The sequence below is a fragment of the Methylotetracoccus oryzae genome, assembly GCF_006175985.1.
GTDB classification, from domain to species: domain Bacteria; phylum Pseudomonadota; class Gammaproteobacteria; order Methylococcales; family Methylococcaceae; genus Methylotetracoccus; species Methylotetracoccus oryzae.
This window is the reverse complement of sequence record NZ_SRSH01000019.1, coordinates 1-18,801: the sequence shown is the minus strand read 5'-3', so window position 1 is coordinate 18,801 and position 18,801 is coordinate 1. Positions and strand designations below refer to the sequence as shown.

Annotated in this window: 12 protein-coding genes and 1 pseudogene; 12 read left to right on the top strand and 1 reads right to left on the bottom strand. The window is 64.6% G+C overall.

Translation table 11 applies throughout. The annotated features are described in order from the left end of the window. Positions 1–17: 17 nt before the first annotated feature. From BWR02_RS16855 to BWR02_RS16810, 10 genes are all read left to right on the top strand, one after another. Entirely contained in the window at positions 18–3,536 is a 3,519-nt protein-coding gene (locus BWR02_RS16855) for a pentapeptide repeat-containing protein (protein WP_139559082.1), read from the top strand. Between the two features lie 84 nt (positions 3,537–3,620). After that, on the top strand, positions 3,621–6,998 hold the full coding sequence (locus BWR02_RS16850) for an NHL repeat-containing protein (protein WP_139559081.1): 3,378 nt from the start codon (positions 3,621–3,623) through the stop codon (positions 6,996–6,998). Positions 6,999–7,296: 298 nt separating this feature from the next. Next, positions 7,297–8,496: a formate-dependent phosphoribosylglycinamide formyltransferase gene (purT, locus tag BWR02_RS16845; protein ID WP_139559080.1), complete on the top strand. Its 1,200-nt coding sequence runs from the start codon at positions 7,297–7,299 to the stop codon at positions 8,494–8,496. Positions 8,497–8,665: 169 nt separating this feature from the next. After that, entirely contained in the window at positions 8,666–8,965 is a 300-nt protein-coding gene (locus BWR02_RS16840) for a hypothetical protein (RefSeq protein WP_139559079.1), read from the top strand. A 253-nt stretch (positions 8,966–9,218) separates the two neighbouring features. Then, on the top strand, positions 9,219–11,345 hold the full coding sequence (locus BWR02_RS16835) for a peptidase domain-containing ABC transporter (protein ID WP_201276302.1): 2,127 nt from the start codon (positions 9,219–9,221) through the stop codon (positions 11,343–11,345). Then, on the top strand, positions 11,342–12,658 hold the full coding sequence (locus BWR02_RS16830; RefSeq protein ID WP_139559078.1) for an HlyD family secretion protein: 1,317 nt from the start codon (positions 11,342–11,344) through the stop codon (positions 12,656–12,658). The genes BWR02_RS16835 and BWR02_RS16830 overlap by 4 nt, the downstream gene beginning before the upstream one ends. Continuing rightward, positions 12,655–14,433, top strand: a complete 1,779-nt coding sequence (locus BWR02_RS16825; protein WP_236102357.1) for a TolC family protein — start codon at positions 12,655–12,657, stop codon at positions 14,431–14,433. Before BWR02_RS16830 ends, BWR02_RS16825 begins: the two co-directional genes overlap by 4 nt. A gap of 274 nt (positions 14,434–14,707) precedes the next feature. Then, positions 14,708–15,568, top strand: coding sequence for a 5-bromo-4-chloroindolyl phosphate hydrolysis family protein (locus BWR02_RS16820; protein WP_139559077.1), 861 nt, complete (start codon positions 14,708–14,710; stop codon positions 15,566–15,568). Between the two features lie 29 nt (positions 15,569–15,597). After that, positions 15,598–16,764 (top strand): toxic anion resistance protein, encoded by a 1,167-nt coding sequence (locus tag BWR02_RS16815; protein WP_139559076.1) that lies wholly within the window; start codon positions 15,598–15,600, stop codon positions 16,762–16,764. A 119-nt stretch (positions 16,765–16,883) separates the two neighbouring features. Beyond that, positions 16,884–17,090, top strand: coding sequence for an addiction module protein (locus BWR02_RS16810; protein WP_139559075.1), 207 nt, complete (start codon positions 16,884–16,886; stop codon positions 17,088–17,090). Positions 17,091–17,201: 111 nt separating this feature from the next. Here BWR02_RS16810 and BWR02_RS16805 read toward each other — a convergent pair. Then, a pseudogene (locus BWR02_RS16805) lies at positions 17,202–17,351 on the bottom strand (tyrosine-type recombinase/integrase); the annotation flags it as partial. A gap of 308 nt (positions 17,352–17,659) precedes the next feature. Between BWR02_RS16805 and smbP the strand changes: the two are divergent. After that, entirely contained in the window at positions 17,660–18,061 is a 402-nt protein-coding gene (gene smbP, locus BWR02_RS16800) for a small metal-binding protein SmbP (protein WP_162560204.1), read from the top strand. 108 nt (positions 18,062–18,169) lie between these two features. Then, a complete protein-coding gene (locus BWR02_RS16795) occupies positions 18,170–18,391 on the top strand; it encodes a hypothetical protein (protein WP_201276301.1) in 222 nt (73 codons plus the stop codon). The last annotated feature ends 410 nt before the right edge of the window (positions 18,392–18,801 follow it).

Here is an 18,801-nt window from a genome sequence, read left to right as displayed (position 1 = left end):
CGGCGGGCGGCACATCGATGCGAGGCGCACTCCTGTGGCTGGGCTTGGCCCTGAGCGTGCTGGTCGCACTCAGGGTCGAGGCCGCCCAATGTATCTACACCGAAACGCCGCCGGCAGCCCCCACTCTGGGGGTCGTGGTGTGGGCGCAAAATCCGCCCGGATCCTCCACGCCCAATACCCTCGTGTTCGGGGCGGGTGAGGATACCAGCGGGCTCGATGACCAGTGCATCAGTCCCATCCTGACGGGACCGATACGGCAGATTGCGGTGGCGCCGGGTGCTGCATTGATGCTTTACAGCGATGCCGGCCCGCTGCCCTGGGGCGCGTTGAATGTCGGGCCGGACGATCCGGCTCCGGTGCTGCCGCCCCCTGATGCGGGCAGCGGCGTTTCAATGCTTGTCTATGCGTGGGCAACCACCCAGTCTGACGTTCTGACGACCTTCAACGCATGCCGAGGCTGCCAGCTGTCTGGGTCCAACGTTGTGCTAGGGAGCCCCCAGGCCGATATTGGCGGGTATAAAGGCGATTTCACCGGTGCCAACTTGCAGGGAGCAACGCTCAGCGGCGACGGCACAGGCGACGTATTCACCGGCGCCAATCTGCAGGGAGCAACGATCACTGCGAATTTCGACTCGGCCGTATTCACCGGCGCGGACCTGAGCGGCGCCACCTTCTCCGGTGCGAATGCCTACATCATTAATTCGCAGTTTACCGGGCAAGCCAAGTTGCGGAAGACGACTTTCGATGTCGTGAACATAGAGTCGGTAGACTTTTCCGGCGCCGATCTGACCGGGGCCGTGTTTCCCGGTAGCGCCGACATCGATGTTGTCTTTGACAAATTCGATGGTGCGATCCTGGACCAGGCAAACTTTGGCGGCGCGTGGTTTTGGGAGAGCACATTCGATCATGCCCGCGTCAACGGTACGATCTTCTCGGGCGCATTTCTGAACGCGGCGGGGTTCAATGCGCTGCAATTCGTGGAGCCCCCGATCTTCGCGAATGCGACGATATCGCCCTGCTCCTACCTCACCGGATCGGACCTGCGGGAGGTTTCATTTTCGGGGATCACCTACTCGTCCGTGAACATCGACAACTGCAACCCAGCAGACCCCTGGCGGTCGGGTCCGCCATTCGAGGGGAGTCTGTTGTCGCTGGCGGGGGCGAAGGAACTCTTGGCCGCCAACCCACCCGGCGGCATCAACGGCGTTCCGCCGATCGACTGGACCGGCGCCCAGGTCGTGGTTTCCCCGGCGGACCGCGCCGTATTCGCGGGAGCCGATCTGAGCGGTGTCAATTTCGCCGGTTTGAGCTTCCTCGGCGAGGCGCTGGATCTGACCGGAACGACACTGAACAACGCCAATTTGAGCGGGACCGATTTCACGCTGGCGCGTTTGGCCGGTGCGAGCTTGCAGAATGTCACGGCGCCGAATGCGGTGTTCGAAAGCGCCGATTTGTCCGGCGACGGGACGCACGCGGCCGCCAGCTTCGCGGGGTCGAATACGCATCTCGAGGGCGCCAGCTTCGCCAATGCGATCATCAGTGGAGCCAGCTTCCAAAGCGCGCACCTGGACAACGCGCTGTTCAGCGGGGCCCGCGGTGTCAGTACCGACTTCAACAGCGTGAGTGCGGCGGGCGCCAATTTCGTGAGGGCGCATCTCTACGGCAAGGGCGACGCCTTCGACAGTGCCACCGACCTGCAGAACGTGGATTTTTCCGAGGCGGTGCTGGCCGGGAGCGTGAGTGAGAGCGGAGGATTCGACCTGACGGGCGCCGCTCTGTCGGGCGCGCGCTTTGACGGCACGATGTGCATCAACTGCAACTTCACTAATTCGGTCCTGGCTCCGAGTGGCCCCGGCAGCTCATCAGCGAGCTTCGTCGGGGCGTATCTGCCGGGTGTGCAACTGGCCAGCGCCGAGCTCGCGGCGGCCGATTTCGATGGCGCCTGGCTGTACTGCGGTGACGCCAACAACTCGTACTGCCAAACCGCGCCGCAGCCGCAAACCTGGAGTTGGACCCTGGCGTTGGGTTCGGGCGAGGTGTACGGCCCGGTCCCGTTCGGCCTCACGGATGTGGCCAATGTGTCCCTGGCGGATGTCGGCGCCTGTCCGAGCGGCAAGCCGGGCGCGACGGCGCCAGTAGGTTGTGCGGGCAATTTGCTGCCGACACCCGCGGTAGCACCGCCGCTGCCGGCGCCGTGTTCGGCCTCGGGCCGAGGTGCATGCCCGTCGCTGACGGCAACGGTGTTCGATGCCACGAAGCTTGGCAAGCCGCTGGCGATTGCCGGGGCCGCGCCGCCGACCTGGAATACGGCCCTGCCGGAAGACAACTATCTGGTCGCGCTGGACGATCATACGCTGCGCCAGTTCGGTGACAGTTCGGCCGTGATCTTTGCCGGGCAGGCCGGGACGACCTGTGGCAGCGCGACGGCAGCGTGCGGTGACGGGGGCCCCGCGACCGCGGCCTTGCTGGGGACGCCCAGCGGACTCGCGGTCGGACTGGACGGCTCCGTATACCTGGCCGATACGGCCTTGCTGAGGGTGCGGCAGATCGACCCGACCGGCACGATCCGCACCGTGGCGGGGACCGGTGTACCGTGCGCGGCGCCCCCTTGTGGCGATGGTGGCCAGGCCACCGCGGCCAGTTTGACGGCCGCGAACGGAGTGGCGGTCGATACCCATGGGGTGCTGCTGATCGCCGATGGCGCGGCCGGCGTGCGGCGCGTCGGCACTGACGGCACCATCACGACGTTGGCGCCCGGATCGGCAACGGGCAAGGTCGTGTCGCTGGTCCAGGCCGCGGACGGGCAGATATTTGCCGCCACCAGCCAACCCGACGGTCTCATACAGATCGATCCGACCAGCAGTCCCGTGAAAGTGACGCCCGTCGTGGGCACCGGGACCTCAGGGTATAACGGCAACAGCCAGTTCGGGATCCTGCTTCCCGGCACCGCCGTGCAGGTGAACGAGCCGCGAGGCTTGGCCGTGAATCTCGACGGTAACGTGCTGTTTGCCGACAGCGGCAACCACCTGATCCGTGCTTACGTGCCCGCGACCGGGCATGTCATCGACGATCTGGCCGGTGTGATTACCGATGGCACGCCGCAGGGCGGCTTCAACGGTGACAAGTTCTACGCGACCGCGACCGAACTGAACGGTCCGTTCGGTGTGGCGGCGACGCGTTCGTCGATGCTGGTGATCGCCGACACCGGAAACCAGCGCGTGCGGCTAGTGGGGCCGGCACCCCTCGGCGGGGTGTCGGACGTGCCGCGCCCCGTCTCCGTGATCGAGTGTCGCCCGGGGCGGGTCCTGCATTGCCGGAGACGGGTGGTAAACCTTCCGGCGAAAGCCGCGACGAAGGGCGTTCCGGTCACGCTGCGCAACCACGGAGCTGTGTTTGCGACAGGGCGCAAGCTCGCCTGGGAACCGGATCGCTTGAGGTTTCGCGTAACGGAGCAGCGCCCACTGGTACCGGGCTGGTACAAGCTGACCAAGCGGCTCAGCGGCGGGCCGCGCCACTTCATGCTGCACCTCCGTTGAAAGCTTCGTGCGTCGCTGCGTCGTGATGGGGGTCGACGGCTTACGTTGGCGAGGATTCTTTCCATATAACGTCGGAGATTTCGTATGGGATCGGAAGCGCAGCACGATGATGTGAGCCAGACCCTGGACGCGCTGCTGCAAACGCCGGTGGGTCGTCGCTGGTTGCTGAAGCTGGGCGTGAATGCGGCGACGGCGGCCGCGGTGTTGCGCAGTGTGCCGGCGTGGGCGGAAGAACGTCCGGAGGAGGCCGAGGACGCCGCGGGGTCGGCGGCGCAAGCGGTCGGTGGCGTGCTGCGGCGCTTCCATTTTGCGCTGGGGGCGGCGGCTTCACTGGAAGACCTGCATGTGGTGGTGAACGGAGTCAAGGTAGCTTTGACGCCGCACACGCGGGGCACCCGGCGCGCGCTGACGGCGTGGGACGGTGTGTGGAAAAGGATGGATCGTCAGCGATTGACGCATTACGCCAAGGTGGTGGTACCGCCTCGGCGTGCGGTTTTGTTGTCGGTGCACGGGCGCCGCGGGGGGCGGTCGGTGGTGGCGGCGCAGGCGCTGCATGCGCCGCGGCCGGCGATGCGCGCGTTGGCGCTGGCGGCCTATGCGCTGGAGGGTCACTTCGATTCAGTGTCGGGCTCCGCGGAGCGGTTGCGAGCCTTGGGACTCAGCAACCCGCGCCTGATTTCGGCGCAAGAGGTGGTGGACCTGAACCAGATCGTGGACTCCTACGGGGCAGCGGTCGCCTTGACCTATTGCCATCCGAACGTGGCAACCATCGACGGGCCGACCGCGGCCGTGACGGGTTCGTTGCTGTCTAGCACGCCGGAGGTGACGACACTCGGGACGCAGATCGCGCAGATGCAACAGTCGGGGCAGGACTACGCGACCATGGAACCTGCCGTCGACGCCAGCGGCAACCCCAGCCAGATCAAGATCGGCAACAAGACGACCGGCTTTTCCACAGTACACCTCAGCAGCGATCCGAACTTCCAAAGCACCCTGCAGACGGCGGTGGTGGCAGGCGTGCAGGGGGTGCGGGATACCGGCAGTCTGGGCACGGTCCTGAACCGGCCGCTGGACGAGACACCGGGCAACACCAGCACCTGGCATCAGCCCGAGGGCATTGTGCCGACGTCAACCCCCTACACACCGCCAACCGGGGTCGGTACCGCGGTGCAGGCGCAGGTGCAGAACACCGGGCTGCTGTACGGCACCTACACCGCGACCAATGGCGACTATGCGGCGGGGCAGGTGCCGCTGAAACTGTACAACAACTACGTGCGCTGGGTCTGGGTGTATGTGCAGTATCTGAAGGCGGACGGAACCAACCTGTCGCTGAACGACAATCCGACCTGGCCGGACACGAAGTACGCCAAGTCGCTGGGCCTGTTGCCACAGGTGTTCACGGTGCTCGGCGTGCCGCTGTGGGACAGCAACACCATTGAGGTGACGCTCGACTTTCCGCCGGCGGCGACCCAGGCGCGACTGCTGTTCTGTGGCTTGGGCAACGGGGCTGTGGACGGCGGCTGGCGACAGTATTTCCCGGCCGATGCCTATCCCGACCATATCGCGCCCCAGGACGAGGTCCTGTTCCCGAGCCTCATGACCGGCCTCCTGACCATCGGTCTGACGGCTTTCGCGCTGCTGACGGACATCGACATGGCCCAGACCTGGGGCGTCATTCGCGAGCTCCCCGTAGAAGGACCGGAAGGCGTCGAACACGCTTTGGTGGATTTGCTCACCAATTTCCAAACGCTGACGAAGCTGGAGAGTTTCGCCACCTTGGTGGCGGCCGGAGGCGCCACCTACGAAGACATCGCCGCCAACGGCGGAAGTGCCACCAATATCTGGAACACTTTGCTCAGCTTGGGCTCCGTCATTCCCAAGGTCATCTTCACGCCGCAGCTCGACCCGATCTGGGACGAAATCGCCGTGAGCATCGTGGGCGCAATCGCCGAGGACCACGTCGAAAACGCCATCCCGATTTTCGGCGAGATCATGGCGGTGATCATGGCCGTCGGTGATGCGGCCACCCTGGCGGAGGCGATCGGCGAGACGGCGTCGTCGCCGTGGGTGATCGCGAACACGGTATCGTTGACGTATGCGGCGACGGTGACGGTGTCGCGGGATCCGCGGGCGTCGACCTGGCCGGTGACGGCGGTGTCGTGGCGGATCGAGGCGAAGATCGACGGGGCGGTGGCGCTGAACGCGCAGACCGGGACGATCAACGACGGGGGCAAGATCCAGTCGGATCCGATCGAACTGAGCCTGAACGCACCGTTCGGCGGCAACACGATCATCTGGTCGATCGTGCTGCTGGATGCCGGCGGCAATCAGGTGGCGACCGGGGTGTCGGCGCCGCTGGCCAACAATGACGCCGACAATCCGCCATCCAGCGTGAGCTTCGCGATCGTCGAGCTGCCGGCGACGATCAGTGCGACGACGGTGTTCCAGCGCAAGGACACGACCACCTACAGCGAAGGTGCTGGCGGGTACACCTGGGATGCGGCCATCACCGATACCGGGACCCTGGCCAACAGCGGGATCCAGGAGATCACCGGAGTGACGATCTCCACCCGCTTGGGCGTGGCGGGGATCGTCTGGAAGCAGAACGACCAATACTGGCTGCGGGGCGTGCCGATTGCCGAGAACGGCAACACCATCGCGCTCGGCGGCGCGACCACACAGGGTTATGCCCGGCGCCCCTTCCTGTTGTTCGACGCCTTCGTGGGAGAGGGCGACGTGGGCAATCACGTGCTGCTGGAACCGGACGACACCGAACCGGGCTATCACGTGCGGGCGCTGAGCATCGATGCGACGACCGGTGCCTTGAGCTGGGATCCGACCACTTCGCTGGGCGAGTTCCTGCTGCCGGTGTCGGCGGCGGCCCTGCACTCGTCCGGGCGGGTGGTGGCGATTCACACCGACAGTGGGCGTCTGGGGCACGTGCTGCCGGCGGGGACGCCGCTGCCGCCGCAGGCGGCGTATAGCGCCGGTCCGGGCACGGAGATCGGATTGCTGTCCTCGCCGACGGCGGTGGCGGTGACCAATCCAGGGACCATCCTCGTGCTGGAGGCAGGGGCTTCGCAACTGGCGGCGTTCGACCTGAACGGGAACCCGGTGCGGTATTTCGGCACCGCGACGCCGGCGGCGTTCACCTTGCCGCTTTCGGCCTCGGCGACGTATCTGGACGTGGCGGTGGACGGGGCCGGTCAGATCTACCTGCTGTCCTACCAGGGCGACGGGTCGGCGGTGGCGGACTATCGGATCGACGTGTACCAGCCCAATGGCACGCCGCTGGCGACCAACAGTCCGGGCACGAATATCCCGCATCTGGCGGTGGATTACTGGCGCAGCATCTTCGCGGCGAACTACACGCCGCTGCTGGACAGCAGCACCGGTCAGCCGCGCATCGATCCGGCCCTGGGCGTGGCCGAACCCTCCCTCAGCCGCTTCGATCCGTCGTAAACAGTGGGCGCGTGGCGCGTCTCTTGCCGGCTGCCATGGTGCTCGTCGGCTTGGTGATGCCGGTCGTCGCCAAGCTCATTGCTCGATTTCCGCGTGCCCAAGACACAACTGGATTTTAACGTGTCGCCCAGTCGGCGGGGTATCGCTGGATCCCGTAAGCGCTGATACTAGGCACTTCGTTCCGCTCCTGGCCTGGCGACTGAGCACAATTGCGCGAGCCGGCCGTGCGGACAAGTGCCTGCCACGAACGCCCGCGGCTGTCGAGCGGACGTCCCAGCCAGATTTCAGGAGTTGCGTCATGAAAATCGGAACCGCGCTGACCGACGGCGCGACGCGCGTCATGCTGCTCGGCAGCGGTGAACTCGGCAAGGAGGTCGCGATCTCGTTGCAGCGCTACGGCGTCGAAGTCATTGCCGTCGACCGCTACGCCAACGCACCGGCACAGCAGGTTGCGCACCGCCACCATGTGATCGACATGACCGACGGCGCGGCGCTCCGGGAACTCGTCGAGCGGGAGCGTCCGCAGTTGATCGTGCCGGAGATCGAAGCCATCGCGACCGCGACGCTGTGCGAGATCGAGCAGGAAGGTCTGGCTCGGGTGATCCCGACGGCGCGAGCCGCTCAGCTGACGATGAACCGCGAAGGTATCCGCCGCCTTGCCGCCGAAGAACTCGGGCTGCCGACGTCACCCTATGCTTTCGCGTCCTCGCTCGAGGAACTGCAGGCCGGGGCTGCGCGGGTCGGTTTTCCGTGCTTCGTCAAGCCGGTCATGTCCTCGTCTGGCAAAGGCCAGTCGCGGGTCACGTCGGCAGCGGAGATACCGGCGGCCTGGGCTCATGCCGAGTCCGCGGGACGGGTGAAGAACGCCCCGGTGATCGTCGAGGGTCAGGTCGAGTTCGATTTCGAGATCACACTGCTGACGGTACGGGCGGTTGGCCCCGACGGAACGCTCGTCACCTCGTTCTGCGAGCCAATCGGGCACCGTCAGGTCAATGGCGATTACGTCGAGAGCTGGCAGCCGCAGACCATGACCATCGCCGCGCTGGCCGAAGCCCAGCGCATCGCGCATGCGGTCACGGATGGTCTTGGTGGGGCCGGCCTGTTCGGTGTCGAACTGTTCGTGACGGGCGACGGTGTCTGGTTCAGCGAGGTGAGTCCCCGTCCGCACGACACCGGCATGGTCACGATGATCACGCAGGCCCAGAACGAGTTCGAACTGCACACGCGGGCCATTCTGGGTTTGCCGGTGGATACCGCGCTGCGCCAGCCGGGCGCCAGTGCGGTGATCTACGGTGGCATCGAGGGCGATGGCATTGCGTACGAAGGCCTTGCCGCCGCGCTGTCCCTGCCACGCACCGAGGTCCGTCTGTTCGGTAAAGCGGAGTCGCACGTCAACCGCCGCATGGGGGTGGCGCTGGCGGCGGCGGACACCGCCACGGCGGCACGGGCGGTCGCGGTGCGGGCAGCGTCCTGCATACGGCCGGTGCCGGGAACTTAGCCTTTGGTTTCGTGGACTGACAAAGGGTGTCCTCCGGGCGTTACACTCTTCAACCGCGCGACCGTCCGCCGTTCCGGCGGCGCGGCTGAGGGATCTGTCGGCGACCGGATGGACATTGACTTTCTGAAACATCTCTCGAAGATAAATCAATACAAAGGGGAGAGCTTACATGCCACTATTTCTGTCGATGCTGCTGACCGCGGGGTTTGCCCTCTGGTACTACAAGACTGCCGAGCGAAAGGGCTTGCCGAGCATACAATGGGCCATCGCCGGCGCTATCGCTTACCAGGTCCCAGCCTGGGCCTGGATGTTTCTGGTGTCACGACCCTATATGGGCTCGATGCGCGGTACGACCGATCGCACGGGTATGGGCTCCTTTCTGATCGGCCACTCATGGATACTGTTCGGCGCCATTTGCGCGTTCCTCGTCTACCAGTTCGTGCTGACGCGGAGCAAGGCACCGGCCTGAGAACGGATCGGAACCGCGCTCGAACGGTCGGGCGCGGTCTTGTGACCCGCAGTCGATATCGGGTATCGTCCCGGCGATATACTGGTTCGAGTCCTGTCCGAATATCCGCTTGTCGAACGAAATTCCGTCATTTGACTCGCGTGCCGCGGCGCGCAGCAGGGTCATCCAGCTAGCCAAGCTCCGGAAATGGCCGCCCTCGACAGAGCGGCGACACCGCTAGTCCGGAAAAGTCCCGATTCTGCCGGCTGAAAGCATGTCCAGCGCTGCCGACAATTTTCTCCTCGATCACCTGCGCGACATCATGTCGCTGGCGCCGGATGGTGCGCCTGATACCGTGGGGGCCGCGCACCCGCCGCCAGTGGCGCCCGATGCCGATTGGGAGGAACGACTCCGGATTCACGGCAAGACGCTGGGCATTCACTTCGGAGAATGGTCCTTGACGATCGACGAGGCGGTCGGCATATGCGGTCCGGGGGTTCCGTTGATTCGGCCGTTCGGTGACGGCTGGGCCGTGCTGCGCGGGTTCCGCGGCGGCGCGGTGCGCGTCACGCTTGTCGGGGCACAAGGCTTGTCGCAGCGTCGTGTATCGCTACGCAAGCTCCCCGCACTGCTGGGGCTCGCGGTGGCCCAGTCCAGCGCGTGGCTGGTGGCCGAGCCGCTGCACCCGCTGGCCGCCGCCGCACACCATGGGCATGGCGACGACGCTCATCTGCCGCCGCTGCGCCGCCTCTTCGGGTTGCTGAAACCCGAACGTCCCGATCTGTTGCTGGTACTTGCATTTGCCTTCGGCGTTGGTCTGCTCGGCCTCGCGACGCCAGTGGCGGTGCAGGCGCTGGTCAATACCGTGGCGATGGGCGGGGTGTTCCAGCCGGTCGTCGTGCTGGCGATCCTGTTGTTCATCTTCCTGTCCTTTTCCGGGGCGATCCACGTGATGCAGAGCTATCTCGTGGAACTCGTGCAGCGCCGGATTTTCGTGCGCGTGGCCGCCGATCTGGCGTACCGGTTACCGCACGTGCGCTGCGAGATTTACGACCGGAATCACGGCGCCGAGCTGGTCAACCGCTTCTTCGACGTGCTGACGGTGCAAAAGGCGGGCGCCACGCTGCTGCTGGAAGGCGTCGCGACCGTGCTGCAGGCGATCATCGGCCTGGTGGTACTGGCCTTCTATCATCCGGTCCTGCTGGCGTTTGACGTGATGCTCCTGATCAGCATCGTGTTCGTCGTGTTCGTGCTCGGACGCAACGCCGTCCCGACGGCGATCGCGGAGTCCCGAGCGAAATACGCGGTGGTCGCGTGGCTCGAAGAGATCGCGCGGAACATGCTGACCTTCAAGCTCAATCGTGGGCCCGCTCTGGCCCGCGCGCGCGCCGACGCGCTGGCCCACACCTATCTCGCCGCCCGCAGCAGCCACTTCCGCGTGCTCATCCGGCAGGTCATCGGCGCCGTCAGTCTGCATGCGATCGCCGGGACCTCGCTGCTGGCCATCGGCGGTTTGCTGGTCGTCGATCAGCAGCTCAGCGTCGGTCAGCTCGTCGCGGCCGAGCTGATCGTGTCTGCGGTGCTGTCCTCGTTCGCGAAATTCGGGAAGCAGCTCGAATCCTTCTACGACCTGATGGCCGGCGTCGACAAGCTGGGCCACCTGATCGATCTGCCGCTGGAACGCGAGCATGGGGAAGCCTATCCCGAGCGCGGTGCGGCGGGTGCCTCGGTGCATCTGGTGGAGGTGAGCTTCGCCTATGAGCATGGGCCCACTGTCCTGGCCAAGGTGACGGCCGCCATCGCCCCGGGTGAACGCGTGGCGATACTCGGACCTCACGGCGCAGGCAAGAGCACGCTGGCCGACTTGCTGTGCGGACTGCGTCAGCCGACCAGCGGGCGCATCGAGTTCAACGGGCTGGATCTCAGGGATATCCGGCTGGAAGCCCTCCGGGAGCGGATTGCCGTCGTCGGCCGCGTCGAGATCGTCGAGGATACGATCGTCGAGAACGTCCGCGTCGGGCGGGAAGACATGAGCCTGGATCGCGTCGTCGAGGTGTTGCGGGCCTTGGGCCTGGAAAGCGAGTTCGCCGACCTGCCGGATGGCCTGAACACGTCCATCGGCCCTAACGGCGCGCCGCTTTCGAGCGGGCAGGCTCGCGGCCTGATGCTGGCGCGTGCGGTCGCGGGCCGGCCGATGGTGTTGATCATCGACGGGCTGCTCGACGATCTCGATGCCGCGTCGCGCGCGAGGGCGGCGCAGGTCGTGTTCTCGGAAGAGCACAGCGGAACGGTGCTGGTACTCACCCGGAGCGAAAACGTGGCCCGTTTGTGCCAGCGCACGGTGCGGCTGGCACCGGCGCGTCCGGCCACGGGCAGCGCGACGGAGGCCGGAGGGTCATGAAAACCTACGAGTATCGTGCCCGGCTGTCCGCACTGGCGTCGGTTCAGACACCGCGACACGTCAGCCGTATCGCGCGCGTCTTCGCGTGGATCTTCGTGATCGGTCCGTTGCTGACGCTATGGATCCCGTGGCAGCAAAACATCATGGGGACCGGTTATGTTTCGGCTTATGCGCCGCTGGAGCGGCGGCAGCTGGTCGAGTCGCCGGTGGGCGGGCGTATCAAGCGCTGGTTCGTGCAGGAGGGCGCTAAGGTCAAGGCCGGCGATCTGTTGGTCGAACTCAGCGACGTCGACCAGAGCTACGCCGCCCGACTCGCGGAGCAGCGGGCAGCTGCCGCCAACAAGCTTGCCGCCAAGGACCAGGAATTGCGCAGCTACCGGCTGCAGATCGCCAATCTCGAAGCGACCCGCGACTTGCAGATCACGACGGCCCGACAGCGCCTCGACGTGTCTCGTCAACGGGTGCAGGCGGCTAGCGAGGCGGTGGAGTCGGCGCGGGCCACGTTGTACGCGGCCAAGGCGCAGCGCGAGCGCTTCCGGCGCCTATTGAACGACGGGTTGGTGTCGCAACGGGATTACGAAGTGGCTGAGCGTGACGAGACCGTAGCCTTGCGTGGCCTGAACAGCGCCGAGGCCAACCTGAAGTCGGCGGACGCCGAATTGCGGGCGGCCGAGGTCGACCTGCAGCGGATTGCGACGGAGGCCCAGTCGCGGATCGATTCCGCCAAGGCCTCGGCCAACAAGACCGAGAGCGAGCTGCAGGACGCCCGCGTGAGCCTGGTGAAAAGCGACGTCGACGTGTCGCGACAGCAGTCCCAGACGGTCTACGCGCCGCGCGACGGTGCCGTGTTCCGTATTTCGGCCAACACCGAAGGCATGTTGATCCAGCAAGGGGAGGCACTGTTGACCCTGATCCCCGATACCGAGGCGCGCGCCGTGGAGCTGTGGGTGGACGGCAACGATGCGCCGCTAATCACGCCCGGGCGTCATGCCCGACTGCAGTTCGAGGGGTGGCCTGCCGTCCAGTTCGTCGCCTGGCCGGAGGTGGCAATCGGGACTTTCGGCGGCACGGTCGCCTATGTCGATGCGACCGATGACGGCAAGGGAAAATTCCGCGTCATGATCCTGCCGGACGAGGGGCAGGCGACGTGGCCGTCGGGGCGGTTCTTGCGCCAGGGCGTGCGCACCAAGGGCTGGGTGCTGTTGAACCGGGTCAGTCTGGCCTATGAAATCTGGCGGCAGCTGAATGGCTTCCCGCCAGTGTTCCCCGACGACGTGCGGCAACCGGATCTGGCACGCAAGACGCTGAAATGAGGGAACGAGCTTCGAACGGGCTGGCGGCGCTGACCCTGGGCGCGGCGATCGCCGGCTGCGCCGCGTGGAATGCGCCCATCGATCCAGTATTGGACCGGACGGTGCGCGACCGTCTTGACCAGTCCGAGGGCATGCCGGTCTTCAAGTGGACCAAGCGCAAGCCGGAGACGGTGGAGGAAAGCCTCAAACGGATGAAGGAGGAGACGCCGGACGGCTTGCCGCCGACCAGCCCGCCGCCCAAGCCGGGGGGTGAGGCCAGGCAGCCCCCGGAGCGGACCCGCCAGCTGACGATTGCCGACGTGCGCGGCGCGGCGCTGCACAACAACCTCGATCTGGAAATCGCGAAGGTCGATCCGGCCATGGCGGCGACTTTCGTGACCGAGGAGGAGGGGCGCTTCAACGAGCTGATCTTCGCGCGCGCCAAGTACACGCGCAAGGACACGCCGCCGAACAACATGGAAGTCGTCCAGTTCCAGACGCCCAACCAGAATGAGCCGATCGACAGCCAGATCGCCAAGCTGACCGAGATCGCGCAGCTGACCGATCTACTGGAACTGGATGCCGGCGTGACGATTCCGCTGCGCACGGGCGGCACGGTCACGCTGAGCACCCCGCTGGACGAAAAGGAGATGTACCGCGGCGTGCCGTCGAACCAGTACCGCAGCGCCCTGCGCTTTTCGATCAGCCAGCCGCTGCTGCGCGCGGCCGGTGTCGATGCCAACGTCGCGCCCATCCGTATCGCCCGCTACGAGCAGCAGGTGGTCGACGTCAAGACCCGGCTGCAGGCGATCCGCATCCTGGCGACGATCGACCGGGCCTACTGGGCGGTCTACCAGGCCTGGGGCGAACTCGACATCCGGCGCCAGCAGTACGAATACGCCTCCAATAACCTGGCGATGGTCAAGCGCCGCGTCGCCGAAGGGCTGGTTGCCGCGATCGAATCGAAGCGCGCGGAGGTCGGTGTCACCGAGCGCATGGAGTCGGTCATCGTCGCGGAGACCAGCCTGAAGTTGCGCCAGCGCCAGCTGAAACTGCTGATGAACGACGCAAATCTGAAGATGGATTCGGCGACCATCCTCGTGCCGACGACGCGCCCGACGCTGGTCAGCTTCGCTTTCGACCGCGACCAGCTCGTCAAACAGGCGCAGGCGCAGCGCCTGGAACTGCTGGAGCTGGAGCTGAAGCTCGCGGCCGACCTGACCAAGGTCGATTACCTGCGCAACCAGACGCTGCCGCTGTTCATGCTCGACTACAGCTACGCCTCGCTGGGCCGGAACACCAATTCGTTCGAAAGCGCGATTGGCCAGGCGTTTTCGGGCGACTTTTCCGACTGGTCGGTCGGCCTGCGCATGGAATACCCGATCGGTAATGAACAGCGGCTGGCGCGATTGGAGCGGGCCGTCAACGAGCGGCTACAGCGGCTGACGACACGGCAGCTGCGGGAGCTGACGGTACAGCGCGAGATTTACGACGCCCTCGACACGCTGCAGCAGAACTGGCAGCGCATCGTTGCGGCCCGCCAGAACGTGCTGGTCGCCGGCATCAACTACGACGCCGAACTGAAGCAGTTCAACGAGGGCCTGCGGACCATGACCGAAGTGCTGGAAACCTTGACCCGGCTCGGCGATGCGCAGGTGCGCGAGATCCGTGCGGTCACGGATTACCAGATCGCCCTGATCGACCTGTCCTTCGCGACCGGCACCCTGCTCGGCTACAGCCGCGTCGATTTCGAAGGCATTCCGCGGACGCCGTCGCGGGAGATCAGGACCGACTAGGGGCCGATAGCCATTCGCTTGTCTCGCAAGCACGGCATGGTAAAGTTGCGGCGATTCAAGCCCCGGGCCGGCGCATAGGGTGGGTTCGGGTTTGGTGTGGCGAAAGTGAGGCAGGGTGAACGACGGTGTGGCGTATTCTCGGCTTGTTGATCGTACTGGCGACTGTGGGTCTGGCGACCTGTCAATCACTGTTGAATTCCGGGCCGCAGACTGAAAACCCGTCGGGCCAGCAGCTGTCCGGCCGCACGGGCTCGAAAGCACCGGGAGCTCCCTGATGGACCAGAAGACGCTGGACGAGTGGCGCGAAAAGCTGCCAAAAAGCTGGTCCGAAGTGGTCCTGGCCATGCGCGGCTGGCTGCTGTTCCTGTGTGCGCTGCCGGCGATTCCGGCGACGATGATCTCGCTGGCCCGCAACAATCTGCCGGGCATCGTCGCCAATGCGGCCGGTCTGGCCGCGCTGCTGCTGGCCTTCGTGCTGTTGCGCCGCGGGTTCCGCAACGAACATGCGCAGCGCACCCAGAAGCTCGTGCGTCCGTTTCGTCCGCTGAAAACGATCTCGGCGCTGATCACGGCAGCAGCGACCGCCGGCCTGGCCTGGTTTGGCGCCGGTCATACGCTGACGGTGTCGGTGCTGTTCGGTCTCGGCGCGCTGCTCGGCATGTATCTGGCCTATGGTTTCGAGCCGCGTTCGGTGCAGGCCATCCTGCCCGATATCGAAGGTATCGACCGGGAGGAGATTCTGCGTCTGCTCGAAGGCGCCCAGCAGCGTGTGTTCGGGATCGAGAAGGCCGGCAAGGCGATACGCAACCCCGAGCTGAATACGCGGCTGACGCGGATCTCCACGCTGGCGAAGGACATCCTGAACGACTTGTCCGAAGACCCGCGCGATGTGCGGCGCTCGAAGAAATTCCTGAACGTCTATCTGGACGGGGTCGAAAAGGTCGTGACCGGTTACGCGAAGACGCACACCCATGCCGGCTCGGAGCAACTCGACGACAATTTCCGCAATGTTCTCGTCGCGATCGAGGACACCTTCCAGGAACAGCGCAAGAAGCTGATCGACAATGACGTGTTCGATCTGGACGTGCAGATGGAAGTGCTCGCGACGCAGCTCAAGCGCGAAGGCATCATGTAGCACCCGATAACGATCTCAGGAGCAAGCCCATGTCGGACCAGAAACCCATCGCCGTCGCCACCGAGGTGGCCATGCCCGCCGTGATCGAACCGACGCCGTCGGCCGGTGAGATCGTGCCCGGCGTCCAGGCCGAGCCGGTCACTTATGTCGAGGCCGATCCGCAGAAGCGGGCGGCGATCGACGCCGTGATGAAGGAAATCGACCTGGGCGATTCGCGTTCGATCATGTTCTTCGGCAGCAAGGCCCAGCAGCAGCTGACGACGGTGTCGGAAAGCATGCTGGAAGGCGTCAAGAACAAGGACATCGGCGGCGCCGCGGGCGGTGCGCTGAACGAGATGGTCGCGACCTTGCGCGGTTTCGATGTCGACGAGTTCGATCCGAACAAAAAGCCCGGCTTCTTCGATCGCATGTTCGGCAAGGCCAAGCCGCTGGTGAAGTTCATCCAGCAGTACGAGACCGTTCGCAGGCAGATCGACACGATTACCGACAAGCTCGAAACGCACAAGACCAAGCTGCTCACCGACATCACGGCGCTGGACAAGCTGTACGAGGCCAATCTCGACTACTTCCGGATGCTGGAGGTCTACATCGCTGCCGGTCAGGAGAAACTGCGCGAGCTGGACGAGCAGACGATTCCGGCGCTGGCGGCGCAGGTTGCAGCCAGCGATCAGGTCATCGAAGCTCAGCAACTGCGCGATCTGCGCTCGGCCCGCGACGACCTGGAGCGGCGCGTGCACGACCTGATGCTGACGCGTCAGGTGACCATGCAAAGCCTGCCGAGCATCCGGCTGGTGCAGGAGAACGACAAGGGGCTGGTCAACAAGATCAGCTCGACGATGGTCAACACGATTCCGCTGTGGCGCCAGCAACTCGCGACGGCCGTGACCATCTTCCGCTCCGGCGAGGCGGCGAAGACCGTCCGCGCCGCGACCGACCTGACCAATGACCTGCTCGAAGCCAATGCCGAGAACCTGAAGATGGCGACGTCCGAGGCCCGCAAGCAGATCGAGCGCGGCGTGTTCGATATCGAGTCGGTCAAGAAGGCCAACCAGACGCTGATCGCGACCATCCAGGAAAGCCTGCAGATCGCCGACGAAGGCAAGCGCCGCCGCGCCGAAGCGGTGGTCCAGCTCGAACAATGCGAAAGCGAACTGCGCCAGGCGCTGGCGTCGGCCAGCGCGTGGACGGGGGTTTGAAGAGGCCTTATTGGCATAGCCGATTATGGAATCGCTGAACGTGCCTGTGACCTTGTGGCAAGCTAGCGCCAACGTCAGCTCTTGACTGCGGAGACTTCCCTGACCCGTCCCCACTTGCACTGCAAGCGGAGATTCTGAACCTACCGTCGGCCTACCGCGCACGACTTATCGAGCAGCTGATCGCCAGTCTCGATCGTGATGCCGAGACCGAAATGGCGTGGGATCTCTTGGCCATCGAGCGCAAGTTGCAACTGGATAGCGGTGCGGGCAAGTCGGCTCCCCTCGCTGACGTTGCGAAACGCCTGGAGGCACGTTTCCCCGGATGAAGGTAACTCTGCATCCGGATGCAGAACAGGACATCATGGACGCGGCGTCGTACTACTGCCGCCTTTGTTCAGCACTTGGGTGTAGACCTGTCCTGAGCGATGCCGAAGGGCCTATCCTGAGCGAAGTCCAACGGGCATGGTGGTGCTGACGTCCTTGCGACCCAGCAGTTCCTGCACCGTCCGGATGTCATACCCAGCCTGTAGCAGATGCGTCGCGAACGAGTGGCGCGGGGTATGGCAGGAGGCCGGCTTGGTCAGGTCCGCATCGTGTACGGCCTATCTGACCGCGCGTTGCAAGACCTTTTCGTCCAGAGGATGGCGGCGCTCGACACCGGAACACCGGCCGGAATTTAACGTACAGCGCCGGAGACGCCAGCTGCGGCTTCCAGCCAATCTGAAGTACGAAAAGAATAGGGCCGGAGTAATATTGGAAACACTCTGGCACCGATTGCACTGCTGATTTACTGTTGAGTCTCAGGGTGTAAGCGCCGCGGCTGTGTTGGGTCAAAGACGGGGCAGCCTGTCAGCCCCTCGTCTTTTCTGCCGCGGTCCTCATGAGGTCTTCGGTCATGAAAATGAAGCATCAGATCCAATCTTGCATTTTTGCCGTCCTGTTCGTGGCGGCGACTCCTTTTGTGCGGGCCGAGCATCACATTCAACAGGTGCTGCAGCACGCCGATGATGCCGTCGAGGCGGCGGGAGATTCCCAGGCAATCAAACGGCACGCGCAGGAAGCTCTCGATTTGGTCGATGAAGCAAAGCTGGCGAATGCCGATCACTCGGACGTCGTGAAGCTCATCAACAAGGGTGAGGCTGAGTTGAGCTCAGCGGTCACCAATGCGGCGGAATTCAATGCCAATACGGCAACGGAAGACGCGATCGATGCCAAGCAGGCGCTGGAGGCTGCCGACAAGGTGGCTGATCAGGAGAAGGCCGGACCTTGGCCTATCGAGCAGGGGGCTCGACCATAGCGACTTTACGGTACTTGCAAGGGAGATGGTGCTTCGAAAAGTGTCACAACTTGTGACACTTTCCCAAGGTTATTGAGTGACGGCGACGATCAGGCAACCGGAACCGTGATGAGCGTCTTCCAGTTTGAGCCGCGATGGAAGGAAGAGTTGCTGTGCACCGGCACAGGCGGATCGTTCGTGTTGGAATTCCCGATGGGCAGCTTGTCGGTGTACGTGCCGACCGAAGCGGTATGGAAGCGCGATGCCCCTCAATGGGCGTCGAATTTATGGCCGCCTGCTGGCGGAGTTGCGGATCTGGTGCATCGCGAACGACGCTCAGCTGGTCATTGACGACGCGGCGCCCGGTTCCAATGTCGCAAGTTGCGACACTCTCGATAGCCAATCCCCTTGATTAGGACGCCTCGAAAAGTGTCACAAGTTGTGACAGTCTCGGTGCCTCAAGCGAGTGCGGTGTGCGCCCTCCTTAAAAGTGTCTCAAGTTGTGACACCTTCTTCGTAGAGTAGCCCCTCCGAAGGAAGGCTAGGAGGGGAACCCTAGGGTTATCAGTTCTTGACCTTGTAGGTACCCACCGATCGGAAAAACGGCGTAGGGTTCTTTCTGTCTGGACATGAACCGCCGGGTAGAGTCCAGCGACGTGGTGTAAATCGAGGGTCAGAGATGGGAGGCCATCGCGAACTCCGGTAAGGTTGAAAGTGCGAAAGACAACCTGAACGTGGAGACGACGATGGCCGACGACAGC